General features: G+C 47.2%; 24 protein-coding genes, 4 pseudogenes and 1 riboswitch. Of the genes and pseudogenes, 21 read left to right on the top strand and 7 right to left on the bottom strand.

Features of this window, described 5'->3' with window-relative positions; translation table 11 throughout:
* Positions 1–4 precede the first annotated feature (4 nt).
* The 4 genes from KNO94_RS05310 (at position 5) to KNO94_RS05325 (ending at position 3,005) form a co-directional block, all read left to right on the top strand.
* Positions 5–1,351, top strand: coding sequence for a bifunctional metallophosphatase/5'-nucleotidase (locus tag KNO94_RS05310; protein WP_214778047.1), 1,347 nt, complete (start codon positions 5–7; stop codon positions 1,349–1,351).
* 48 nt (positions 1,352–1,399) lie between these two features.
* Positions 1,400–1,768, top strand: coding sequence for a YutD family protein (locus KNO94_RS05315; RefSeq protein ID WP_047795125.1), 369 nt, complete (start codon positions 1,400–1,402; stop codon positions 1,766–1,768).
* 158 nt (positions 1,769–1,926) lie between these two features.
* Entirely contained in the window at positions 1,927–2,232 is a 306-nt protein-coding gene (locus tag KNO94_RS05320) for a hypothetical protein (RefSeq protein WP_214778049.1), read from the top strand.
* Between the two features lie 101 nt (positions 2,233–2,333).
* A complete protein-coding gene (locus tag KNO94_RS05325) occupies positions 2,334–3,005 on the top strand; it encodes a DUF975 family protein (protein ID WP_214778055.1) in 672 nt (223 codons plus the stop codon).
* A gap of 44 nt (positions 3,006–3,049) precedes the next feature.
* Here the strand turns inward: KNO94_RS05325 and glpX are convergent, their stop codons facing one another.
* A complete protein-coding gene (gene glpX, locus KNO94_RS05330; RefSeq protein ID WP_214778057.1) occupies positions 3,050–4,030 on the bottom strand; it encodes a class II fructose-bisphosphatase in 981 nt (326 codons plus the stop codon).
* 158 nt (positions 4,031–4,188) lie between these two features.
* Here glpX and KNO94_RS05335 point away from each other — a divergent pair, with 158 nt between their 5' ends.
* On the top strand, positions 4,189–4,632 hold the full coding sequence (locus KNO94_RS05335) for a DUF86 domain-containing protein (RefSeq protein ID WP_214778059.1): 444 nt from the start codon (positions 4,189–4,191) through the stop codon (positions 4,630–4,632).
* Positions 4,633–4,636: 4 nt separating this feature from the next.
* Complete coding sequence (locus KNO94_RS05340) at positions 4,637–5,416, top strand: TIGR01457 family HAD-type hydrolase (protein WP_214778060.1); 780 nt, start codon at positions 4,637–4,639, stop codon at positions 5,414–5,416.
* A gap of 19 nt (positions 5,417–5,435) precedes the next feature.
* On the opposite strand, the gene KNO94_RS05345 is transcribed toward KNO94_RS05340, so the two are convergent.
* A complete protein-coding gene (locus tag KNO94_RS05345; RefSeq protein WP_012726833.1) occupies positions 5,436–5,663 on the bottom strand; it encodes a NifU family protein in 228 nt (75 codons plus the stop codon).
* A 129-nt stretch (positions 5,664–5,792) separates the two neighbouring features.
* Here KNO94_RS05345 and KNO94_RS05350 point away from each other — a divergent pair, with 129 nt between their 5' ends.
* The 5 genes and pseudogenes from KNO94_RS05350 to KNO94_RS05365 form a co-directional block, all read left to right on the top strand.
* Entirely contained in the window at positions 5,793–6,080 is a 288-nt protein-coding gene (locus KNO94_RS05350) for a YuzD family protein (protein WP_214741528.1), read from the top strand.
* 188 nt (positions 6,081–6,268) lie between these two features.
* Positions 6,269–6,739 (top strand): annotated as a pseudogene (locus KNO94_RS15475) (protoglobin domain-containing protein); the annotation flags it as partial.
* A 225-nt stretch (positions 6,740–6,964) separates the two neighbouring features.
* Entirely contained in the window at positions 6,965–7,501 is a 537-nt protein-coding gene (locus KNO94_RS15480) for a methyl-accepting chemotaxis protein (protein ID WP_251125854.1), read from the top strand.
* A gap of 205 nt (positions 7,502–7,706) precedes the next feature.
* Positions 7,707–8,546 (top strand): protoglobin family protein, encoded by an 840-nt coding sequence (locus tag KNO94_RS05360; protein ID WP_251125855.1) that lies wholly within the window; start codon positions 7,707–7,709, stop codon positions 8,544–8,546.
* Positions 8,531–8,932: pseudogene (locus KNO94_RS05365) on the top strand (methyl-accepting chemotaxis protein); the annotation flags it as partial. The gene KNO94_RS05360 and the pseudogene KNO94_RS05365, both read left to right, overlap by 16 nt.
* Positions 8,933–8,969: 37 nt before the next feature.
* On the opposite strand, the gene KNO94_RS05370 reads toward KNO94_RS05365, so the two are convergent.
* Positions 8,970–10,025 (bottom strand): NAD(P)/FAD-dependent oxidoreductase, encoded by a 1,056-nt coding sequence (locus tag KNO94_RS05370; protein WP_214778067.1) that lies wholly within the window; start codon positions 10,023–10,025, stop codon positions 8,970–8,972.
* 98 nt (positions 10,026–10,123) lie between these two features.
* Between KNO94_RS05370 and KNO94_RS05375 the strand changes: the two genes are divergently transcribed.
* On the top strand, positions 10,124–10,360 hold the full coding sequence (locus KNO94_RS05375) for a YuzB family protein (RefSeq protein WP_012726828.1): 237 nt from the start codon (positions 10,124–10,126) through the stop codon (positions 10,358–10,360).
* 202 nt (positions 10,361–10,562) lie between these two features.
* Entirely contained in the window at positions 10,563–11,774 is a 1,212-nt protein-coding gene (locus KNO94_RS05380) for a NupC/NupG family nucleoside CNT transporter (RefSeq protein WP_074033522.1), read from the top strand.
* 40 nt (positions 11,775–11,814) lie between these two features.
* On the opposite strand, the gene KNO94_RS05385 is transcribed toward KNO94_RS05380, so the two are convergent.
* Positions 11,815–12,387 carry a nucleotidyltransferase family protein gene (locus tag KNO94_RS05385; RefSeq protein ID WP_214778069.1) on the bottom strand — a complete coding sequence of 191 codons (573 nt, stop codon included), beginning with the start codon at positions 12,385–12,387 and terminating at the stop codon, positions 11,815–11,817.
* A gap of 69 nt (positions 12,388–12,456) precedes the next feature.
* Positions 12,457–13,044 carry an ECF transporter S component gene (locus KNO94_RS05390; protein ID WP_214778070.1) on the bottom strand — a complete coding sequence of 196 codons (588 nt, stop codon included), beginning with the start codon at positions 13,042–13,044 and terminating at the stop codon, positions 12,457–12,459.
* 163 nt (positions 13,045–13,207) lie between these two features.
* Positions 13,208–13,350, bottom strand: a riboswitch (FMN riboswitch).
* 98 nt (positions 13,351–13,448) lie between these two features.
* On the opposite strand from KNO94_RS05390, the gene KNO94_RS05395 reads away from it, so the two are divergent.
* Positions 13,449–13,805, top strand: coding sequence for a HesB/IscA family protein (locus KNO94_RS05395; protein WP_012726824.1), 357 nt, complete (start codon positions 13,449–13,451; stop codon positions 13,803–13,805).
* A 111-nt stretch (positions 13,806–13,916) separates the two neighbouring features.
* On the top strand, positions 13,917–14,771 hold the full coding sequence (locus KNO94_RS05400) for a Rossmann-fold NAD(P)-binding domain-containing protein (RefSeq protein ID WP_214778071.1): 855 nt from the start codon (positions 13,917–13,919) through the stop codon (positions 14,769–14,771).
* Between the two features lie 8 nt (positions 14,772–14,779).
* Here KNO94_RS05400 and KNO94_RS05405 read toward each other — a convergent pair whose 3' ends face one another.
* Both KNO94_RS05405 and KNO94_RS05410 read right to left on the bottom strand, forming a co-directional pair.
* Complete coding sequence (locus KNO94_RS05405; RefSeq protein WP_074033517.1) at positions 14,780–15,217, bottom strand: GNAT family N-acetyltransferase; 438 nt, start codon at positions 15,215–15,217, stop codon at positions 14,780–14,782.
* A 62-nt stretch (positions 15,218–15,279) separates the two neighbouring features.
* Positions 15,280–16,257: an NAD(P)/FAD-dependent oxidoreductase gene (locus tag KNO94_RS05410; RefSeq protein ID WP_074033516.1), complete on the bottom strand. Its 978-nt coding sequence runs from the start codon at positions 16,255–16,257 to the stop codon at positions 15,280–15,282.
* Between the two features lie 264 nt (positions 16,258–16,521).
* Here KNO94_RS05410 and KNO94_RS05415 point away from each other — a divergent pair, with 264 nt between their 5' ends.
* The 6 genes and pseudogenes from KNO94_RS05415 (at position 16,522) to tnpB (ending at position 24,518) form a co-directional block, all read left to right on the top strand.
* Positions 16,522–17,733, top strand: coding sequence for an NAD(P)/FAD-dependent oxidoreductase (locus KNO94_RS05415; RefSeq protein ID WP_214778072.1), 1,212 nt, complete (start codon positions 16,522–16,524; stop codon positions 17,731–17,733).
* A 127-nt stretch (positions 17,734–17,860) separates the two neighbouring features.
* Positions 17,861–18,178 (top strand): YuiB family protein, encoded by a 318-nt coding sequence (locus tag KNO94_RS05420; RefSeq protein ID WP_214778073.1) that lies wholly within the window; start codon positions 17,861–17,863, stop codon positions 18,176–18,178.
* A 98-nt stretch (positions 18,179–18,276) separates the two neighbouring features.
* Positions 18,277–19,128 carry a glucose PTS transporter transcription antiterminator GlcT gene (gene glcT, locus KNO94_RS05425; RefSeq protein ID WP_251125829.1) on the top strand — a complete coding sequence of 284 codons (852 nt, stop codon included), beginning with the start codon at positions 18,277–18,279 and terminating at the stop codon, positions 19,126–19,128.
* A 220-nt stretch (positions 19,129–19,348) separates the two neighbouring features.
* Positions 19,349–20,848: pseudogene (gene ptsG / locus KNO94_RS05430) on the top strand (glucose-specific PTS transporter subunit IIBC); the annotation flags it as partial.
* A gap of 137 nt (positions 20,849–20,985) precedes the next feature.
* The gene (gene ptsG, locus KNO94_RS05435) at positions 20,986–23,025 is read left to right on the top strand and encodes a glucose-specific PTS transporter subunit IIBC (RefSeq protein WP_214778075.1); all 2,040 of its coding nucleotides are present in this window, start codon (positions 20,986–20,988) and stop codon (positions 23,023–23,025) included.
* Positions 23,026–23,428: 403 nt separating this feature from the next.
* Positions 23,429–24,518: pseudogene (gene tnpB, locus KNO94_RS05440) on the top strand (IS200/IS605 family element RNA-guided endonuclease TnpB).
* Positions 24,519–24,603 lie beyond the last annotated feature (85 nt).

Raw genomic sequence — 24,603 nt, forward strand, 5'->3', positions numbered from 1 at the left:
AGGAATGGCCGTGACGAAACTTACTATTTTTCACTATAATGATCTTCACTCAAAGTTCGACCAATGGCCGAAACTTGTTTCATTTTTAGAGAAACATCGAACTGACCAAACACTCTATTTCGATTTGGGGGACCATGCCGATCGTACCCATCCCGCTACTGAAGTGACGCGTGGGAAGTTGAATGTTCGTCTACTCGAACGACTTCAACCGACAGCCGTCACGATTGGTAACAATGAAGGCATCACGTTTCCACATGATTGGCTCGCGGAGCTATATGAAGATGCGACGTTCCCGATTTTACTTGGTAACGTTTATGAAGCGGACGGGTCACGACCAGACTGGGTCGACGAGACGCTTGTTCTTGAACAAGATGGATTGAAAATCGGTTTGTTTGGAGTGACTGCTCCGTATGAAGAGTTGTATCCCGAACTCGGCTGGCAAATCGAATCACCTGTTGCGGCTACAGAGCGGGCATTGCATCAACTTACTGGATGTGATGTGATTATCGCACTTAGTCATCTCGGTTATTATGCGGATGAACGTTTGGCGAATCGGTTCCCAGAAATCGATGTCATTCTTGGTGCACACACGCATCACGTCTTGGATGAAGGCGTGACAATGAACGGCGTGTTGATTGCACAGGCCGGGAAATATGGAAAGTATGTCGGTGAGGTCACACTTACACTGGATGAAACAGGTGTGACGACAAAAGAAGCACGTCTCCACGAGTTATCCCATCAGGATGACAGTGTAGATACATTGGCTTTATTAGATTCAGAAGGAGCAGAAGCCGAGCGGCTCCTCGATATCACGATTGCGGAGACAGACGGGTACGCTTCCGATTGGTTCGGTTCTTCTCCTCTTGCTGATCTACTGGTGGAAGGCATGACGGATTGGTGTCAGGCTGATGTCGGAATCATTCCATCCGGTGTCTTGCTTGAAGGACTCGCTCCCGGCAAGGTGACACTAAACATGTTGCATCGAATTTGCCCACATCCCATCAACCCATGTCTGTTAACACTTGACGGGAAGACGTTAGCACGTTTCCTAAACGATGCGAGTGAAGAGACGTTTACGAATATGCATGTGAGAGGTCTTGGATTCAGAGGAACGGTGCTCGGCGAACCGAGTCTTTATCAAATTGAACAATGCGACGGACAATACTACGTTATGGGGGAACCGTTGAACCCGAATCGTACGTACCGTGTCGCGACGGTCGATATGTTGACGTTCGGTCCGCTCCTTCCTTATTTGGCAGACCAACCGAAGCGATATTTTATGCCCGAACTTCTGCGGGATGTATTACGAGAAACAATCGTCGCCCGTCATGAAGTGATTCGAAAAGGATAGAGCGGTTCGTATTTGACATGCTATGATAATAGAGTGGAGGTGGAAGCGATGATTCGAGTGAATCGCCACGGATATACCGTCTTAGAAGAAAAGCGGGACGGCTTCGATGAAGAGGCGTTTATCGCACGGTATAGTGACGTGCTGGATAAATATGATTATATCGTCGGTGATTGGGGTCACGGTCAATTGCGATTGAAGGGATTCTATGAACCGCAATCCAAATTGGCGACCTATGAGAACCGAATTGATCACGTGATGGATTACGTATACGAATATTGCAACTTTGGATGTCCTTATTTCGTTTTGAAGAAAGAAACGGAAATCAACGAAGAAGAAAGTGGTCCCGTCTTTGGGGGGACGAAACAAAAACTGAAGTTGAAACGAAAGTTCAACAAGACCGATGAATCAAATGTGTGAAGTGCTGAGCCGTCAGCACTTTTTTTATTACATTTGATTTCCAAATATTTCGTTTAGGTAAAAAGTCGTGACTTCCGGTTTTGAGGTTGGAAAAATGTGATAAATTGTCATTAAGGATAGTTTCGTCGTTTTTGGTTTTAATCAGTGAGGTGATTTGGATGCAACATGTACAAACGACCGTCGGGGATCGGGATGACGTCCATAATCGAATTCATAATTTCGGACTAGGGATATTGGCCATGTTCTTTTTTGGCTTCCATATTATGATGACCTTTTATTTTACGGCGGCAGTCATTGCATTTGAACTCGTCCATGTGTTGGTCGTCCGTCGCTTTGAATATGGCCATTCGTTCTTACGAAGCCGCGTCTTCAAAGTCACATCTCACCTTGTATTATCACTCGGGGTGTTGTTATTGATCTTATCTATGTCTCAGTTCTTTTTAGGAAATGTGATGATTCGCTAAGCGGGAAGGAAAAATCCTTTCCCTTTTTTTATGAATTTTTGAAACGTATTTTAGTCTTTTCACGTACACTATAGAAAGACTATGAAAAAGGATGGATTACTATGAGATCTGAATGGAAACAACATGCACGACACGCCTTGAAAGGAAAATGGTGGCTGATGGCCGGGTTGGCACTCTTGTTCCTCATCATTAATGGAATTCCACAATGGTTCGCTCCTGAAATGGATCCGAACTCACCGGAAGCCTTCACATCGACAGACGCTACGTTAAGTTTCGTGTCGACCATTCTTCAAATCTTGATTGCTCCCCTTGCCATCGGTTGGTCATGGCTCGCGCTCGGCGTATCACGTGAAAAGGGTGCATCCCTCTCGACGATGTTTAAACCGTTCCAAACACGTTACGTGAAACATGTCATCACGTCATTTGTGATGAGCCTCTTTATCATATTATGGACATTGTTATTAATTGTACCTGGAATCATCAAAGGATTCTCGTACTCGCTGACGCCATATATCTTACGCGATCAGCCTGAGCTTTCCGCACTCGAGTCGATCACAGAATCACGCCGTCTCATGGATGGACACAAAATGGAAGCGTTCATGCTCTTCTTGTCGTTCTTCGGGTGGTTCCTCGTCGGGATTTTGACGCTCGGAATCGGGTTCTTTTTCATCGGACCTTACTTCTCGACGACGTATGCGACGTTCTACGATTCGATTCGCGACAACCAAGTTGGTTCGGACGAGCCGGTACACGGAACAGAACAAGGCTTCTAATTAACAAAACGCCTCGCTCATTTTATTGAGCGAGGCGTTTTTGATTAAGCGTTGACTTCGGTTTTTTGTAAGTATGGCTTCAATGACAAGTGGTGTTCGGCCACGACTTTACGAATCGTACGAGTCTTCGAACGCATGACGAGTGATGTCGTTTCGACGATGTCATCTGTCAAGAACTTGACGCCATCGAGCAACTCGCCCGTTGTGACACCTGTTGCGGCGAAGATGCAGTCGTCACTCTTGACGAGGTCGTCGAGTGTGAGAAGTTGGAGAGGATCTTCTAATCCCATTGAAATGACGCGAGCCGATTCTTCTTCGTTCATCGGATGGAGTCGGGCCTGCATGTCTCCACCGAGCGCTTTGACAGCGGCGGCCGTGATGACACCTTCAGGGGCACCGCCTGTACTGATGAAAATATCGATCGGGTTCGTTTTGACGGCAGCTGCGATTCCAGCGGATACGTCCCCATCTTCGAATAGTTTTACGCGTGCGCCGACGTTCATGACGGCTTGGCGAAGATGTTCGTGACGGTCACGATCCTGCATGATCACCGTCACTTCCTCAATCCGTTTATTGTTATATTTTGCCGCTTTTTCGATGATGGACTCGAGTGGTTCATCGAGCGAGACTTTTCCTTTAAGGTTCGGACCGACGACGAGTTTGTCCATGTACATATCTGGTGCGTGGAGGAGGGCACCTTCATCAGCAACAGCGATGACGACCATCGCATCTCCGAGTCCTTTTGCGACAATGGATGTTCCTTCGAGTGGGTCAACGGCGATGTCGACTTTTGGACCGAATGTCGTGCCGAGTCGTTCACCGATGTAGAGCATCGGTGCCTCATCGAGTTCACCTTCTCCGATGACGACCGTTGCGTCCATGTTGACCGTTCCGAGAACTTCGCGCATCGCTGACGTCGCTGCGTCATCGGCCTCGTTCTTTTGCCCACGTCCAATCCATTTCGATGATGCAAGTGCTGCTGCTTCTGTTGCCCGTACGATTTCTAATGCTAATTCACGTTCCATAGTGTTGTACCCTCCGCGTTATCTCTATTAAATGTGTTATACTTTTTACGGCTTAAATCCGTTGATTAGTGTATCACAATTTTATAAATGATGTAAATAGGACAGATTCTTTTCTCCAGAACGAAAAAGGATTAGTATTAACAACAGGGGGGATCATCATGTATTTTGTGAATAGAGAGAAGATTAATCAGACACTGGAACAAATGGAGACGATGTTAGCACATACCGACCAATTGAGCGGGAATGCGTTCACGGTAGAACTCGCGAAACAACGAATGGCCGTCCTCCTGATGGAAGGGGTCATCGACGTAGGGAACTCGATGATTGACGGATTTATCATGCGAGACCCGGGTAGCTATGAAGATATTGTCGACATCTTACTGGATGAGCGCGTACTCGATGAGAAGACGGGTAATGCAACCAAAGCGCTAGTCGGAATGCGTGCTTACTATGTCCGTGAGTTCATCGATGCCGACGCGTCACGCTTTGATGAATGGGTGAAGACGTCAAAACAAGACTTCACAGCGTTCTCCACGCAAGTTCGAAACTACTTAGAGGTTGAACTTGGACCAGTGTCCGCATTCTTACCAGAAAGCGAGTGATTGGATGGAACCGATTAAAGGATATTTGTTTGATTTAGATGGTACGATGTATGCCGGAACGGAGCCTGTTCAAGCGGCTGTTGAATTCGTCAACGAATTAGAAGCGACGGGCGTCCCATACTTATTCGTCACGAATAACGCCTCGATGACGCAACAACAGATTGCGGATAAGTTGATTTCAATGGGGGCAAATGTGAAGGCGGAGAACGTCTTGACGAGTGCCATGGCGACGGCTTTTTATATTGAGAAGATGTCTCCGGGGGCGAGCGTTTATATGATTGGCGAAGACGGACTCCGACTCGCTCTTGAATCTCGTGGGTTCCACGTCACGGATGAACCGAAAGCGGATTATGTGGTCATCGGTCTCGACCGTCACATCACGTATGAGAAGTTGGCGCGAGGGGCGATCGCCATTCGGTCAGGAGCCCGATTCATTTCGACGAATGGAGATATCGCCATTCCGACAGAACGTGGATTTTTACCGGGGAACGGTGCCCTCACATCCGTATTGACGGTGACGACCGAGAAAGAACCGTTCTTCATTGGGAAGCCGGAACCGGTCATGATCGACATCGCGCTCGACATGATTGGATTGACGAAAGAGGATGTCGTGATGGTCGGGGACAACTATCACACGGATATTCTATTTGGAATCAATGGTGGGATTCGTACCCTTCACGTTAACTCGGGTGTGCACGGTCCAGCATTTGTTCAGGAACAAGAAAAACTCCCAACCTACATGGTCGAGAGTTTAGATGAATGGAAGCACGAAAAAAAGGGATGACGAATGTCTCCCTTTTTACTTAGAATACTTGTTCTACTTCGACGATGCCTGGTACTTCTTCGATGAGCGCACGCTCAATACCGGCTTTAAGCGTGATTGTTGAAGACGGGCAGCTGCCGCAAGCACCCATCAAACGGAGCTTGACGATGCCTTCTTCCACATCAACGAGTTCGACGTCTCCGCCGTCACGAAGCAAGAACGGACGCAATTTATCGAGCACTTCTTGGACTTGATCAAACATTTCCATGGTATCTACCCCTTTCTCGTTCTACTTTATTCTAGCAAGTTTGAGAGTGTTTCTCAATCATTTACGCTGAGCGTTTCGTCATCGAGAGAAGGGGAGATTTTTGTATAATGGTTTCGAGGGGGAATGAAGATGAAAATTACAGTATATGGGGCAGAGGTTCAATGTGCCAGTTGCGTCGGCGCGCCGAGTTCGACCGAGACGTATGAATGGTTGCAAAGTGCGCTCGGCCGCAAGTATCCGGAACAGTCCTTTTCATTCGAGTACATCGATTTCGAACAGAGTGAGGACGAGTTTGCCCAGGCGCTTAAAGACGATGAGTGGTTTTATCCGCTCGTCTTGCTCGACGGGGAAGTGATTGACGAAGGGGTCGTTCAATTACGAAAAGTGTACGCGGCGATTGAAGCGAAACAAAATTAAAATGTGGCAATTTAGGCGATTTCAAATGTGATGAAATCGTCTTTTTTTGTTTACAAAATCATCTTATTTTTGAATGAAGGAAATAAGTTCGTCTTTTTGTATCCTATTTATTATATGAAGTATAGGAGGCGACTGCGATGTTTCGAAAAAAAGTTGAAGTACAGATCACATTAGATGAAAGTGTGGAAATGAATCAAGTCAAAATCGATCTTTCACCTGAACTAAATCAACAAAGGCAGTTGATTCAATTGACATTAGTAGACCTGGCCTATTTAAGGAGTTATCGGTTTCGCATTCAAGAAGTACTACCTCAACTCGTCGATTTATTTTATAGTCGCTTAGAGGAAATTGAAGAGATGAAACAAATGATCAATCGGCATTCGTCGTCGGATCGGCTCAAAGTGACGTTAACGACTCATATCAGTGAGATGTTTGAGGGTGTCATTGATACCGCTTATATTGAAAAACGATATCGAATTGCGAAGCGCCATCATATGATTGGTCTAAAGGGAAAGTGGTATATGGCGGCATTTCAAAAAATCTTTGACCATGTTTTAGAGAAGATCGAGGCAGAATCGTTTGACTCGCTTTCGAAAATGAAACTCATTTCAGCAGTGACGAAAATATTTAACTTCGAACAACAGATGGTGTTAGAAATGTTCGATGAAGAAGCATCGAATATGCAACAGCAAATCGATTACCGAGAACAGATGAGTCGAGCGGTTCAAATGACCACTGAAGAATTGGTTTCAATGACACAGGAGATGACAGCTAACTTTAGTGTGATGAATGATAAGGTTTCTGTCATGCGTTCGATGAGCGAGGGAACGAAAATGACTCTAGGAGATATGCGGGAATCATCACAGTCTGGAAAAGAAGCGTTGATGAATGAGACGACACACCTGACAACTATATCTGAAAATTTATCTAATTCCGCCAATCAAATGGGTGAACTCAATCAATTGATGTCTGAAATTACTTTGATTACAAACGGTGTCAAACGAATTGCTGAGCAAACGAATATGCTTAGCTTGAACGCTGCGATTGAAGCAGCTCGTGCCGGGGAGCAGGGCAAAGGTTTTCAAGTTGTAGCTTCAGAAGTACGACAGCTCGCTAATCAATCGAAAACATCAGCCGAACAAGTTGAGGCACTGACAAAACGCTTAAATCGACAAATTCAGGAAACGACAGCGTGTGTGACGACGACGGAGCGAGGGATGAGAGATGCGATGGTTCGGATGCACCAAGTGACGGAACTGTTCGTCAAAATCGCAACCGACACGACTGCAACGGATGGCAGGATGAATCATCTGTTCGAGGAGATTCAAGACGTGACGAATGCAATTATTGAATTACAAAAAGCAACGAGTCAGATTGCGACCTCGTCTGAAGAATTATTGGTCTCTACAGAGAGACTTTGAACTGACCTTTGTCAAAGGTCAGTTTTTTACTGACTTGTTATTCGGAAAAAGATTTTACAACTTTTGTCTCTCGGGCTAGACTGAACATAACTTGTATAATTTTTATAATATTTTGAAAATTGATTCAAATCCATTACTGAAGGAGGACTGTTCAATGTTTGCGCGAAAACGAAATATGCCAATCCATTTAGACACCTCGTCCCAAATGGAGCATTTGTTGATCGATTTACCGGATGAGTTGGAACGACAACGTCAGTTGATTCGCCTCGAACGTGAAGATCTCGCCTATTTGCGTGCTTATCAACAGGAACTACGTCAACTGACACCCCGGTTAGTTGATGTGTTTTATGAAGAGCTTGAAAAGATTGACGAGATGAAAGACTTGATTCGGCAACATTCGTCTTCGGACAAATTAAAATTGACCCTTTCCAATCATATTATGGAAATGTTTGAAGGGAAGTTGAATGAAGCATATATCGACCGACGACTTGCCATCGCCAAACGTCATTATCTGATTGGTCTGAAAGGGAAGTGGTATATGGCAGCCTTCCAAAAAATATTTGAGACGCTCGTCTTATCGATTCAACATGAGCAGCTCGATGCGGACTCGAAAATGAAACTTATGATGGCCGTCTCAAAAATCTTTAACTTCGAGCAACAAATCGTCCTCGAGATGTTTGATGATGAAGCGGACGTCGTCCGTGACCAGATGCAGCACGTGAAAGATGAAATCAGTCAGACGATTCAACAGGCGAGTGAAGATTTGGCAGCCCTCTCCCAAGAGGTCATGGCCAGTTTTCAGTCGATGAATGAACGGGCAGATGATATGAAGCATTCAAGTTCACTGACACAGACAAAACTTAGGACGGTACTTCACTCTTCGGTGAGCGGGAAAGATACGATTTTATCAGAGACGGGACGACTTGACGAGATTGCGCAGGACCTTTCCGATTCGGCTCAAGAAATCAAGGCGCTTGAAAGATTGATGAATGAGATCATGACGATTGCAGATTCAGTCAAACAAATCGGAACCTACTCAGTTTGAATGCTGCGATTGAAGCGGCACGGGCAGGAGAGCAAGGAAAAGGATTCCAAGTCGTCGCATCAGAAGTACGAACGCTCGCGAGTCAGTCAAAACAAGCAGCGGAAGAAGTCGAGGATTTGGTGAAGCGGCTCACGAATCAAATGGAAGAGACATCGAGCCGAGTGCTCTCAACCGAGCAAGAGATGAAGCAGACGATGGGACGAATCAATCAAGTGACAGATGCCTTCCTCCAGATCTCGGGCGACTCGGAACATGCCGACGGACAGATGGGCAGTCTCGCTGGGGACATTGATGAAATCGTAGAGTCGATTGCCGAGCTCAAGCGGGCGACGACACAAATCGCAACGTCGTCGACACAGTTAATGGATACCGCACAGCGTTTATAAAAAGAGTGGCAGTCCGGCGACTGCCACTCTTTCCTGTTTATTTGATGACTTTATGTTTCCAAAGGATGCCGGACTTCAATAGTCGGGCGACTTTACCGGTGAGTGATTGTTTCCCCATGAACACCCCGAAGCCAGCCTTCTTCCCGAGGGAACCGAGCGTCCCTTTCAGTTTGATGTCTGGTAACTCCGGATAAGACAGTCCCTTCCACTTACAAAGAAGCACTTGGACGATCTGTTCGGCCTGAGCCTCTGCGAGTTGTCCGGATGGTGCATATGGCAAGCTTGCATTGTCACCAACGACAAATACGTCCGGGAGTCCCGGGACGAAATGATGTTCTGTCAACTTCACACGTCCGCCCCCATCAAGTTCCCAACCTTGATTACGTACAACGGCCACCGGTTGAATCCCGGCCGTCCAAACGGTCAAGTCAGACGGGAACAAGTCTTCATGGTTCCATAAACCATCGGCATCGACACGCGTAATGTTGGCGTTGTTGATGACTTCGACGCCATGCTCTTCGAACCACGACTGAACGTACATCGAGACACGATTGGATAAGAACGAGAGCACCGAAGGTCCACGGTCGAACAAACGGACCGTCAAATCAGGTCGGCTCTCGCGCAATTCACTTGCGAGTTCGACACCAGAGAGCCCGGCACCGACGACAGAAACGACCGACCCTGGTCGTAGACCGTTGATCGCTTGTTGTGTCTTCCGTGACTCTTCAAGTGTTTGAATACTGTACGTGAACTCCGCTGCCCCTTGAACGTTGTGGTATTTGTCCTCGCATCCCAATCCGATGACGAGGTCGTCATAAGGCACTTTTTCTCCACTCGCGAGCAGAACCATTTTGTCTTCGGTATCGATATCCGTGACTTGTCCGTATATGTAATCGATTTCATCCGGAAAGTCGATGCGAATATCGCGGTCTGATACCGTTCCTGCGGCCAGTGCGTAATACTCTGTTTTTAATCCATGATAAGGCAAGCGATCGACGAGCGTGACCGAGATGTCTTGCAACTGATGTCCAAGCACTCTCTCGATGACACGCATTCCCCCGTAACCGCCTCCTAAGACGACTAATTTGCGCATAATAATCCCCCTTTGTTACTCTTCAACTGTATCATGTTATAATCTGCCGTAGAAGAACCATTTTCCGATAATTCACATATAGAAAGACGGTGACATATATGATGAATCCAATCATCGAATTTTGTGCCTCGAATTTGGCGATGGGCTCACAGATTGCCCGGGCTAAATTAGAATCCGATCCAGACCTTGATGTGGTCGAATATGGCTGTACAGGCTACTGTGGTGTCTGTTCCCTTGATCTCTTTTGCCTCGTTGACGGGGAAGTGGTGACGGGGGAAACGCCTGAAGAACTCGTAACGAAGGTGTATGAAAAAATTGAAGAGATGGCATGGTAAAAAGTTTGAGGGATGACCTCAAACTTTTTTATTTCACCCGTTGCATTTTAAAAAGAGGGATGTTATATTCTAAGAGGTTCGAATGTAGGTTGTCTGACGTTTAACAACGATAAAAAGAAAGCGTTTCAAACGGTAGGGCACATCTCTTTTCGGGTATGACACATATAATCGCTTTGTTTAATATGAAAGGAGCACAATATCAATGAAAATCATGAGTGTGGTTGGTATTTTGGCACTAATTGCAATCGCTTACATCTTCTCTACCAACCGTAAAGCCATCAAATGGCGCACGGTCTTGGCAGCATTCGCTGTTCAATTCGCTTTTGCGTTTCTCGTCTTGTATACGGCGTGGGGACGTAAGGCACTTGAATGGATTTCGAACGGGGTTCAAGCTGTCTTGAACACAGCCGGTGACGGGATCGCCTTCGTATTCGGAACAGCTGTCGGTGGCGACAACTTCGTCTTCGCGTTCCAAGTTCTTCCGATTATTATCTTCATGTCATCATTAATCGCTTTGCTTTACTACCTCGGCGTCATGCAGTGGGTCATCCGTATCCTCGGTACGGCTCTCGCAAAAGCACTTGGTACGTCACGTAAAGAGTCACTTTCAGCAACAGCGAACATCTTCGTCGGTCAAACGGAAGCACCGCTTGTCATCAAGCCGTACCTTCCTACAATGACACAGTCTGAGCTTTTCGCAGTTATGGTCGGGGGTCTCGCATCAGTTGCCGGTTCTGTACTTGCTGGATACGCGGCACTCGGTGTACCGCTTGAGTACTTGCTCGCAGCGAGCTTCATGGCAGCGCCAGCTGGTCTCTTGTTCGCAAAAATCATCGTTCCTGAAACAGAAGAATATGATGACGATATCGAAATCGTAGAGGAAGAAGAAGACAGAGCGGCGAACTTCGTCGATGCAGCGGCACGTGGTGCTTCTGACGGTCTCTTCCTTGCTTTGAACGTCGGTGCAATGCTTCTCGCGTTCGTTTCATTGATTGCGCTCGTCAACTTGATCCTCGGTTCGGTCGGTGGACTCTTCGGATTTGATAGCTTGTCACTCGAATTGATTCTCGGTTACGTGTTCGCACCACTCGCATTCGTAATCGGTGTACCTTGGGCGGATGCTGTACAATTCGGTAGCTTCCTCGGTCAAAAACTAGTCTTGAACGAATTCGTTGCCTTCTCTGAGTTTGCGCCAATCATCGGTTCTGGTGATTTGTCAGCTCGTACAGAAGCAATGATCGCATTCGCACTTTGTGGTTTCGCCAACATCTCGTCACTCGCGATCCTTCTCGGTGGTCTTGGTGGTATGGCGCCAAACCGTCGTGGTGACATCGCACGCATGGGTGTTCTCGCGATTCTCGCAGGTACGCTTGCGAACTTGATGTCAGCTACATTAGCTGGACTTCTTCTTTAATCGGTAAAAGAAAACGCGATCACTTCGGTGATCGCGTTTTTTAGTATGAGGAGAATGTATGTATATTTATGTTTGGCCATTTGGCGGGCCATTTCTTTTCCTTTAAACGCTTCTGGTAAATGGGGTGCTTTGAAGTGTTCGAATCGAAAAGTGGTGTCGGTTTTACGTTCATGGTGACTAAATCTTGAATTCCGTAAGGGGCGGCGAGGGTGAGTGAACCATCCGCTTGGAGACGTACCCCAATCGCGGTCACGGTCTCGGGGAAGTGCGCTAACGCATCGACCGATGACGTATATGGTGGTAGGTGGTTCACATGATGCATCCTTGCTTGATTTTTCACAGACCAAGGTACGTCTGGATTCATTTGATACAACGTCTGCTCTAATTCTTTCTCGATTGATTCTTCGGACTGGGTCGAATCAAAATAAATCACATCCACATCATCCGTCTCCGTCGATGTTTCATATCCGTGAAGGTGGTCCCACACTTTTGCCCGAATATAACCCGCACAAATCCACCAATCCGGAAGATTGAGAGTAGCTACAGTATGTAGGTGCCGCATCAGTTCTTTGTCTTGTTGTAAGAAATCAATCAAATCCTGTTCATATTTCATCAATCAAACTCCTCCTAATCAAAAGTATTAAAAGAGCACCTAGGCAACGCCCAGATGCTCGTATATCAATTATGCTTGAAGTTGTACGCGCTGGCGTTCGATCCACGGCTTCAATTTCAAGAAGAGTGGGATGAAGAGCGCACTGATCAAGATCGCTTTAATCAAGTTGAATGGTAAGATCCCGTAAAGGACAAGGTCCGTCTTCACGGCCGGGTCGGCCATGTCTGCCATCCCGAAGAAGAAGGCATAGGCTGGCAAGATGACGAGATAGTTTAAGATGGCGAGGCTGAGTGCCATTGTGATTGTCCCAGCAAGTAATCCAGAAGCGAGTGCTTTGTTCGACTTGCGTTTGTGGTAGAACCAAGCGACCGGGTACATGAATGCAACACCTGCGAAGAAGTTTGCGACTTCTCCGACCGGAACGCCGCCACCGTTAAAGACGTAGTACAAGACGTTTTTCAATCCGACGACCACGACTCCTGCGAGTGGGGAGAAGACGATCCCGGCAATGAGTGCGGGAATGTCACTAAAGTCCACTTTGAGGAATGGCGGTAAAAATGGGAGCGGGAAGTTGAATAGCATGAGTACGAACGAAATCGTCCCGAGCATCGCCAAAGTCACCATTGTTGTCAGTCGTTTGTTGCGCGTAGTTTTCATCAGAATCTCTCCTTTAGGTCGCTCCTCGATGAATGGCACCCGTCGCATATAAAAACCCGATTGCAATGAATACAATCGGGAGAGTTTACGCACATACGAAATAGATGTTTTCCGAGGTGGATCAGTCCACGTCAAAGAAAACATCCGGATATCGGTCGGATGCCGCCATCTTCTCCCATCCAGACTGTACTGTCGGCTTTCGAATCTCACGAAATCAGCAAGCAACGCCTTGCTCGCTCACGGGCTGAGAAGAATAAATTCTTCAATACCGCCGGTCGGGAATTTCACCCTGCCCCGAAGATGGAACGATTTAATTTTTTTTGTTACAGTTTAGTTATACAAGATAATCTACAAGATGACAAGTCAATTGACTTGAATTGAAGATAAAATGAGGAGGAGTTCAGATGATTCATTTAACAGAGTCAGCCGCACTTCAAGTGCAAGAGATGATGAAACAGACCGAACGTCCGGATGCGCAATATTTGCGAGTGAAAGTTCAAGGTGGCGGATGTACAGGGCTTTCATACGGAATGGGCTTTGACGAAGAGAAGACGGACAAAGACGTTCAATTCGACCATCATGGCGTCCGTGTCATCGTTGCAGAAGCAGACCATGGGGTCGTCGATGGGCTTGAGATTGACTACAAGCAGTCTATGCTCGGTGGGGGCTTCACGATTAAAAACCCGAATGCCATCGCCACATGTGGTTGTGGCTCGAGTTTCCGCACAGCAACGAACGCAGGTACACCAGGAGAATGCTAACCCTTTCGGACTATGGGGAACCATAGTCTTTTTTTGTGCGATTCGACCAGTTACGGAACGTCGGGTAAAGGGAATGTAGGAAAGAGAATCGTATTGAAGGGGGTTAGGGTGATGAGGAAAGTATTGATTTTTGGAGGATCGCGTTATTTTGGGAAACGACTTGCCTTGCGACTCGCTGAGGCGGGGGATGATGTGACGATTGTGACGAGGGGACAACTACAAGTACCGGAAGCCGAAGGGATTCGGTCGGTCAAAGGAGACCGGCAATCGGTCGCGACGATGAAAGACTTGGCACGGGAACGGTACGATCTCGTCTATGACAATATTTGTTTTACGCCGTATCAGGCAAAAATCGCCTCGGATGCGTTCATGGACAAAGTCGGGAAATATGTGCTGACGTCGACGATGTCGGTTTATGCACCAGGGCCCGACTTAAAAGAGAGCGACTTTAATCCGCTCCATTACGAATATCATCTCGAAGCCGAACATGACTACGGGCAAGGGAAACGGGAGGCGGAGTCATTCTTCTTCCATCGCGCCTCGTTCCCAGTCGCGACCGTTCGCTTACCGATTGTACTCGGACCAGATGACTATACAGATCGACTCAAATTTTATGTGGATGCGATTCGCAACGAGGAACCGATTGTGTTGCATCATCCAGAAGCGAAGATGGGCTTCATCTCGAGTGCGGAAGCAGCATCATTTTTAGAATGGGTGGGACGTGCGAACGTGACTGGTCCTTTCAACGCAGCGAGTGACGGTCTCATCTCCATGGGTGCTTTAATGGAGCGAATCGGACAACATGTCGGAAAACCGGTCCATATCATAAAAGATGGGGAGTCGTCACCATATGATTCGGACGTCGACTATTACATGTCGATCGCTGAAGCGAAAAAGGCGGGCTTCGTGTTCACGCAACTCGATGACTGGATTGACCGGGTCATCATTCAGACGCTCAAAAAATAACCTTTTTGTTAAACATTGAGCTGTTTTCGCAAAAGGATTTTTTCGCGACCATTTTTATCTATATTGACTGCTTTGACATCGAAACCATGACGAATATTTAAGAGTAACATTTGTCGCCAACGATTCATCGTCTTTGTTTCAATCGATTTATAGTTTTGGTTTTTAGCCCATTCGTGCTGTGTCTCCATCAACCGTGAGGCGATACCAAGATTACGAGAAGCAGGTTTGACGGCTCCCATCCAGCTGTAAAAACAGTCTTCATTGAGAGGAAAGCCAATCTTGTAGCCATGAATCTCGTTGTCAATAATCGCTAAAGTAAAAATTAAATTTGATTTATGTATTAACTTTTCATGAAAGTGACCTATGTCTCCAAAAACCTCTTGATGGATTGAGTATAGTTCATCGCGCATTTTATTGGTAATTGTATGTGTTGTGACAATATTCATGTTAACCTCCCTTGTAAGACAAAACTGACCCCCTGTGCATGGGAGCGACAGGGGGTCGATGTTTATTTCCCGGCAAATACAGATGTCGAGTGTTGCGGATGACGTGCAGTCGGGTCCACAAGTTGCTTCACTTGGTTGATGGCGATTGGGGCTTCACCGAAACCGGTCGCAATCAATTTTACTTTCCCTTCGTATGTGGCGATATCACCGCAAGCGAAGATACCAGCGACTGTCGTTTCCATACGGGAGTCAACGCGGATTGTGTTTTTCTCGAATTCCATTCCCCAGTTCTTGATTGGACCGAGCGATGACACGAATCCGTAGTTACAAATCAAATCATCGATTTCAACGATTTTTGACTCGCCATCTTTATCCGTCAATTCGACAGATTCGATGTGTGTCTCACCAGACAGTGATTCGATGTTGTAAGGCGTGAGGACGTTAATCGTCGATGCCTTCATCTGTTCTACCGTATGTTCATGAGCACGGAAGCGGTCACGACGGTGAACGATGTGTACTTCTTTCGCGATGCCTTCAAGCATGAGTGCCCAGTCGACGGCTGAATCGCCACCACCGGCAATCATGACACGGCGATCACGGAATTTCTCCATATTGTCGACGAAGTAATGAAGGTTGGCGTAATCTTCGCAACCATCGAGCCCGAGAGGACGAGCCGAGAAGGCACCGTTTCCGGCAGTGATGATGACTGCTTTTGTGTGGTACTCTTCCTTGTTTGTCGTCAATACGAACGTGCCGTCCTCGAGACGTTCCACCGTTTCAACCGTTTCACCGAGACGGTAATCTTGTTCGAATTGATCTGCTTGTGCTTTTAACTGATCGATCAAGTCCTGTGCCTTCACTTTCGGGAAGCCAGCAATATCATAAATATATTTTTCAGGATAGAGCGTCGACAATTGGCCACCGAGTTGCGGTAAGCTTTCAATCAACGTCGTATCGAGTTGGCGCATGCCTGCATAAAATGCGGTGAACAGTCCGACCGGGCCGCCACCGATGATGATTACATCTTTCGTCGTCTTCATCGAATTCCTCCTCAAAGCGTATACATCTATTATAGTAAGTTTGTTGAATTAAATCCATTCAGTACAAACATGCAACACTTTCAAAAAAAATTCAAGAAGATAAGCTTTTCCATTGAGAATTCAATTTAAAGAGCGTACAATGGAACAGAAGCAATTGTGAACAGACGTTGAACAAGAAGAGGCTTTATTGTGAACATCTATGTGAAGAAACACACAACATGGTTGTTCAAAAAAAACAAAACTTTAAACAAGGTGGAAATGAACATGAAACGACCTAACATTGTTATTCTTGGCGCGGGCTTTGGTGGACTCATCACAGCTGTCAACCTTCAAAAGACACTCGCTGCAGGTGATGCGAACATCACGCTCATCAACAAACACGATTATCATTACCAAACAACTTGGCTTCACGAACCAGCTGCTGGAACGATGAACCCGGACCAAGCACGCATTTACATTAACGACATTGTGAACCCATCACGTGTGAAACTTGTCAAAGGGATCGTCGATCGCGTCGATACTGCTGCAAATCAAGTGATGCTTGAAGATGGATCTGTCGTTGAATACGACTATGTCGTCATCGGTCTCGGCGGTGTACCTGAGACGTTCGGTATCCCGGGATTGAAAGAACATGCCATGACAATCAGTTCGTTGAACAGTGTTCGTAAAATTAAAGAACACATCGAATATTCATTCGCTCAATATAAAACAAACGGTTCTTCAGACAACTCGTATGTGACGATCGTTGTCGGTGGTGCTGGATTTACAGGAATCGAATTCCTCGGTGAAATCGTCAACCGAATCCCTGAGCTTTGCAAACAATATGACGTTCCACGCGAAGCGGTTCGCATCGTCAACATTGAAGCAGCCCCAACAGTCCTTCCAGGATTCGATCCAGAACTCACAACATACGCACAGAAATGGTTGGAGCGTAACGGTGTCGAGATGAAACTCGGTAACGGCATCAAAGGTGTTGAGCCAGGTGTCGTAACATTTGGTCCACTTCAAGGTGACACGACAGAAACGATTCATGCCAACACGATCATCTGGACAGGTGGAGTGAGTGGTAGCCCGATCGTTGAAAAATCAGGATTCGAAGCCGTTCGTAACCGTGTTATGGTCGAAGCGGACAACCGTGCGCCAGGTCACGATAACGTCTTCATCATCGGTGATTGCTCAGCAGTGATGGACCCAGCATCAAACCGTCCGTACCCACCGACGGCACAAATCGCAACACAACAAGCACACAACGTAGCGAAAAACATTGCGGCACTCATCAACGGTAAATCGACTTCGAAGTTCACTTACGAAAGCAAGGGAACAGTCGCTTCACTCGGACACAACGATGGAATCGGAATCGTGATGGGCAAAAAAATCTTCGGTCGCAACGCGTCATTCATGAAGAAAGTAATCGATAACAAACACTTCATCGAATTGAAAAAATATGGCCTTGTCCTCAAAAAAGGGAAGTTCTAATTTTCATTCATGTACGGCTCGTTCTGATTCAGAACGGGCTGTTTTTCTTTACAAATTGTCGTGCGAAGTTCTTTGACCTGATTGGTTGAAATTTTGTATAATGGAGAGCGGACAAGGGGGTCAACACATGCATATTATCCAAGCAGTCATTGGGGCCGTTTTATATATGACGATTTTCTTCAGCATCGGTTTCATTTTGAATATGTTACTTAAAAAGACATGGACACTCGTGTTCATTTATCCAATTTTTGTCATCATGATGATTGATAATGTCAAACTTTCGAGTTACGTGACCGAGACATCAACCGCACTTACGAGTGTCTATAAAGGGCTCGTCGGATTGCAGGTTCTCGATCTATTCATGCTCGGCTTCGGATTGCTCGGTGCAATTCTGGCTGGTGTGACGATTCGTTTCTTACGAAAGAGCGGTTATTCAATGTTTTAATTGGCGACAGAAATGTTCGCCTTTTTTGTTTTGTCCCTACTTTTTTAGGGCATGAACCGATATACTAGATAGCGAAACGATTTTTAGTAAGGGATGCGATGCGAATGACATTACCGATGTATACGATCAAAAAAGTGTTGAATAATAGCGTTGTCATTTGTCAACATGATACGGATCCGGAAGTCATTCTACTCGGGAAGGGGATTGGCTTTGGCAAAAAACCAGGCGACCTCGTCGACCCGGCCAGCGTCCCGGAGAAAGTGTATCAACTGACAGATAAAGAAGAGCAATCTCAATATCAGGAACTCGTCAAACATGTCGACGAGGACTTCATTGCGTTCATGCAAGAGATTGTCGGCTTCATTGAGACGAGTACGGGCAAGAAAGTGGATGAGCACATCCATATCGGCTTGACCGACCACTTGTTCTTCACGATGAAACGAATCGAGCAAGGGATGGAAGTGACGAATCCGTTTTTACTCGAGACGGAATCACTCTATCCAAACGAGTTTGCGCTTGCGGAGCGAATCGTCGATATGTTCCATGAACGATTGAACGTTCTCCTTCCGGATGCGGAGACAGGGTTTATCGCTCTTCATATTCACTCGGCGACAACGTTTAAAAATGTCCTCGAGGTCAATCGCCATAACCAAATCATCGGACAGATTGTCCAAACGATTGAAAGTCGTTTGAACGTAAAAATGGACCGAACTTCACTCGATTATAAGCGCTTACTTCGGCACTTAAGGTACGCCGTTGAGCGGGTTGCGACGGGTGAGACGGTCGAGGCACCACAAAAAATTGAAAAGGTATTGCGCGACGAATATCCGCTATGCTATAGTACTGCTTGGGAGCTGATGGGCATCATGGAACGCGAATTAAAGCGTCCGGTCCCACGAGGTGAAGCGACATATTTGACGATGCATCTCCAGCGCCTAACAAGTAGATAAATGATACCACGTGTCTTACGTGTTACTGATTCGATCAGGCATGAGTAAGGAGTGGAACGTTATGTGATTTCTCTATGGGAGAGGTCTACGTTCTATCCTTATTCATGCCTTTTCTGTTTTTATAAACGTGATTTATGAAAACGTTTAGATACGTCGGTTGTCTGACATCTACATCGCTATCATATTGTTTATACGTACTTAAAAAAAGGAGGAAATGTTGATGTTTAAGCAGATTTTTGGTGTTCTTCAAAAAGTCGGTAAAGCACTTATGCTTCCAGTTGCAATCTTGCCGGCAGCCGGTCTTCTTCTTGCATTCGGTAACGCAATGCAAAACCCACAACTTACATCACGCGCTGGTTGGTTAACAAACGAAGGCGTTGTGAAATTCGCTCAATTGATGGAGCAAGCAGGTGGAATCATCTTCTCGAACTTGGCGCTCTTGTTCGCAGTCGGTGTCGCCATCGGTTTAGCTGGTGACGGGGTTGCCGGACTTGCCGCAATCGTCGGATTCTTGATCATGAACAAAGTTATGGGTGTTTGGCTCGAACTCACACCTGATGTGTTGGCTCAAGGTGACCCAGCTTATGCGAACGTACTTGGTATCCCAACACTCCAAACAGGGGTATTCGGAGGGATCATTATGGGTCTCATCGCCGCATGGGCCTATAACAAGTACTTCAATATCGAATTGCCACAATTCCTTGGATTCTTCGCTGGTAAACGTTTCGTTCCAATCGTAACAGCAGTAGCAGCCGTCGTTGCTGGTTTCGTCATGCTTTTGATCTGGCCACCAGTTCAACACGGATTGAACTCATTCTCTAACTTCATGTTGAATGAAAACCGTACGTTGGCAGCATTTGTCTTCGGTTTAATCGAACGTTCATTGATTCCGTTCGGTCTTCACCACATCTTCTACTCACCATTCTGGTTTGAATTCGGTTCATACACAGATGCAGCGGGTAACGTCGTTCGTGGTGACCAAGCGATCTTCTTCGCACAAATTCGTGATGGCGCTGAATTGACAGCAGGTACGTTCATGACTGGTAAATTCCCGTTCATGATGTTTGGTCTTCCTGCAGCAGCACTCGCAATGTACCATGAAGCACGTCCTGAGCGTAAAGCGGTTGTCGGTGGTCTCTTGGCTTCTGCTGCCCTTACATCGTTCTTGACTGGTATCACAGAACCAATCGAGTTCTCATTCTTGTTCGTCGCACCACTTCTCTTCGCAGTACACGCAGTATTCGCAGGTCTTTCGTTCATGACGATGCACCTCTTGAACGTTAAGATCGGGATGACGTTCTCTGGTGGTTTGATCGACTTCTTGCTCTTCGGTGTTCTTCCAGGTCGTACGGCTTGGTGGCTCGTCATTCCAGTCGGTCTTGTGTTCGCGGTTGTTTACTACTTCGGATTCCGTTTCGTTATCCGCAAATTCAACCTCAAAACACCAGGTCGTGAAGATGAGGTTGTTGAACAATCAACAGCTACTGGTTCAGAACTTGCACAAGATATCCTCGTCGGTCTTGGTGGCTCACAAAACATCAAGCACCTCGATGCATGTATCACACGTCTTCGTGTCGAAGTAAAAGATAAGAACCAAGTCAACAAAGATGAGTTGAAACGTCTTGGCGCATCTGGTGTCCTTGAAGTGGGTAACAACATTCAAGCCATCTTCGGACCACGTTCGGACGCATTGAAATCAGAAATTCAAGCGGTCATCGCTTCAGGTAACGAGAAAAAAGCAAACTAATTGATGACCTAGACCAATCCTTCGGGATTGGTCTTTTCTTTTTATATGAAACGGTTTCATCCAAAGGTTAGAGGGAAAAAGTAAGTATTCTGACAAAGGAGGGAACCATGATGTGGAAGAAAGTGTTTGGTGTTTTACAACGGGTCGGGAAAGCACTCATGCTTCCGGTTGCGATCTTACCGGCAGCCGGTCTTCTCTTGGCGTTTGGTACCGCATTTCAAAACCCGGACCTCGTTGATTTACTCCCGTTTCTGGCAAATGACTCACTTGTCCTGATTTGGCAAGTCATGACGGATGCCGGGGACATCGTCTTCGCAAACTTAGGTTTGCTGTTCGCTGTCGGGGTCGCCATCGGCCTAGCGAACGGGGATGGGGTTGCAGGTCTTGCAGCCATTGTCGGTTATTTGATCATGAACAAAGTCATCAGCACGTGGAATGGGATTACCGCGGAAATCGCTCAAGGTGACCCGCAGTATGCAAACGTTCTCGGTATCCCGACACTCCAAATGGGGGTATTCGGGGGGATTATCGCCGGTCTTGTTGCAGCGTATGCGTACAACAAGTATTTCAACATCAAGTTGCCAGATTTCTTAGGGTTCTTTGCAGGAAAACGGTTCGTCCCGATTGCGACGGCCGCGTTCAGTTTGATTCTCGGGATTGCACTCGCGTATATATGGCCACCGATTGGGAATGCCATCAATACATTCTCAAGTACGGTCATTGAGGCAAACGTTGCGTTATCAGCATTTATCTTTGGATTGGTAGAACGTTCCTTGATTCCGTTCGGTCTTCACCATATTTGGTATTCTCCGTTTTGGTTCCAATTCGGGGAGTATACGAACAAAGCGGGAGATCTCGTGCAAGGGGATCAGCGGATCTTCTTCGCACAACTTCGTGACGGTGTCGAATTCACAGCCGGGACATATATGACCGGGAAATTCCCATTCATGATGTTCGGACTACCGGCTGCCTGTCTCGCCATGTTCCACACGGTTCCGAAAGAACGTCGGAAAGACGTCGAAGGTCTCTACTTCTCGGCAGCCCTTACGTCGTTCTTGACAGGAATCACAGAACCAGTTGAATTTTCATTCGTCTTCGTCGCACCACTTCTCTTCGGGATTCACGCCGTCTTTGCCGGTCTCTCCTTCATGACGATGCATTTACTCAACGTCAAGATCGGGATGACGTTCTCTGGTGGTCTCATTGACTATCTGTTATTCGGAGTCTTACCGAACCGAACGGCATGGTGGCTCGTCATCCCGGTCGGTCTCGTCTTTGCGGTCATCTATTACTTCGGGTTCCGTTTTGCTATTACGAAGTTCGACCTGAAAATTCCGGGTCGAGATGTTCAAGCAGGGGCGAAAGCGGATCGAGCCGGTATCGGAGACGACTTACCTTATGAGGTACTTGTCGGACTCGGTGGACCTGAAAACATCAAACACTTGGATGCATGTATTACGCGTCTTCGTGTCACGGTAAACGATGTGAAACAAGTCGACAAAGATCTTCTAAAAGATCTCGGTGCCGCCGGAGTCTTGGAAGTAGGCGATAACATTCAAGCCATTTTCGGACCAAAATCCGATACGCTCAAATCGCAAATCGCGACCATCATTGAAGGTGGCGAGTATAAACCGAAAGAAAAAGTTGAAAAAGCGGTGATTACACCGGAAGCGGCTGAACAAGCCGATCATCGCTTCTTGGCCCCGATGTCAGGTGTGTTGCTCTCGCTCGATGAAGTGCCGGACCAAGTCTTCTCCGGTCGCATGATGGGTGAAGGATTTGCCATTGAACCGAGCTCCGGTCAGGTCGTTTCGCCGGTGACGGGTCAAATCACGACATTCTTCCCGACGAAACATGCAATCGGTATTCTAGCTGACGATGGACGAGAACTATTGATTCACGTCGGTCTCGATACGGTCAATCTAAAAGGGGAAGGATTTACGGCAAAAGTCGAAGAAGGCGCCCGGGTCGAAGCGGGAGACGTCCTTCTCGAAGTTGACCTCAGTGCGATTCGAGATAAAGTGCCGTCACTGATCACACCGATTATCTGGACCAACGGAGACGGAAAAGTCGTCGTCGTACCGTTCGGTGAGACGGTTGTGGCAGGAGAAGCGCTCGATTTTAGAGCCGATGACAGAGGACCAGAATAAACATCGTTTTTTGCCGCTCCTGACAAAGGAGCGGTTTTTTTGTGTAGTTACTTCAATGTGCCTTATTCCAGAAAAAGAGAATCCCCATTATAGTGAAGAAGAATTCTCACGAAAGAAGGGGTACAAATGAAACAATCTATACAATTGAATCACGGTCAGAAAGCTATTCCTACCATTGGTCTAGGTGTCTTTAACAAAAGTAGGCGAGAATTCTCCCTCCTCTAAGCGTCTCGGAGCGAAGCCCGGCGTAGGTGGGAGATGAATCGCCCGGTCCAAACGTCTTTTCCCCCTGTGACAGATATAACGAACAAAAGTTCGTGATTCCGTCAGATTCGTCCTTCCCCTCCACGGGTATCGGACGAGGAGGACACATCACGATCTTCTGGAGGGAGGAGGAACGGACATGCTGAAAGGCTATACATACAGGCTCCACCCGACGCCTGCACAGGCCGAGTTCCTGGTCCGGACGATCGGCTGCGCCCGGTTCATCTACAACAAGCTGCTCGAGGACCGCATCGCCATCCGCGAGGAGGCGAAGGCGGGAAGCGGAACGAGACGGAAACCGGCGACACCCGCCTCCTACAAGCCCCTGTTCCCGTTCCTCGCCGAGGCGGACAGCCTCGGCGAGGAACGGGAAACTGAACCTCGACACCGCGTTCGCGAAGTTCTTCGCCGGGACGGGCGGCTTCCCGGCCTTCAAATCGAGACGACGGTCGCGCGCCTCCTACACGACGAACAACCAGCACGGCACGATCCGCATCGAGAACGGCAAGGTGAGACTTCCTAAAATCGGGTTCGTGCGGTTCACCCAACATCGTCCGTTCGAGGGCGTCATCCGGTCGGCGACGGTCTCGATGACCAAGACAGGCAAGTTCTTCATCTCCATCCTCGTCGAACAGGACGATGCACCATGGATTCCAGCCGAGAACAAGGTCGGGATTGATCTCGGCCTAAAACATTTCGCCGTCATGACGAACGACGCGATGGTCTCGGAGAAGATCGACAACCCTCGCTTCCTCCGAAAATCCGAAGCGAAGGTCAAGAAGGCGCAACGGGCGCTGTCGCGAAAGAAGATCGGGAGCAAGAATCGTGAAAAAGCCAAATTACTTCTGGCCAAGAAACACGAAAAGATCGCCAACCAACGCAAGGACTTCCTCCACAAACTGTCGAGACGGATCGTTGACGAGAACCAAGTCATCGTCGTGGAGACATTGACATCGAAGGACATGATGAAGAATCACAAGGTAGCGAAGTCCATCGGGGATGTCAGCTGGTGCGAGTTCGTCCGACAGTTGGAATACAAATGTACCTTCTACGGACGGGCGCTCATCAAGGCAGACCCCTGGTACGCATCGACGCAGATCTGTTCTTCTTGTGGCGTCAAAGACGAGAAGAAGACGATGGATGTCCGTGAATGGACGTGTACTCATTGTGGTGCGTACCATGACCGTGACATCAACGCGAGCATCAATCTGTTGATGTTGGCAAACTAAAACGAGTTCCTTCAGGGTGGGAACCACCCGACGAGCTTGGTAAATAATCGTGGCTGGTAAGAGCACGGTCTTCCCAAGAAGCTCC

The organism is Exiguobacterium sp. s22 (genome assembly GCF_018617455.1).
Classification (GTDB): Bacteria; Bacillota; Bacilli; order Exiguobacteriales; family Exiguobacteriaceae; genus Exiguobacterium.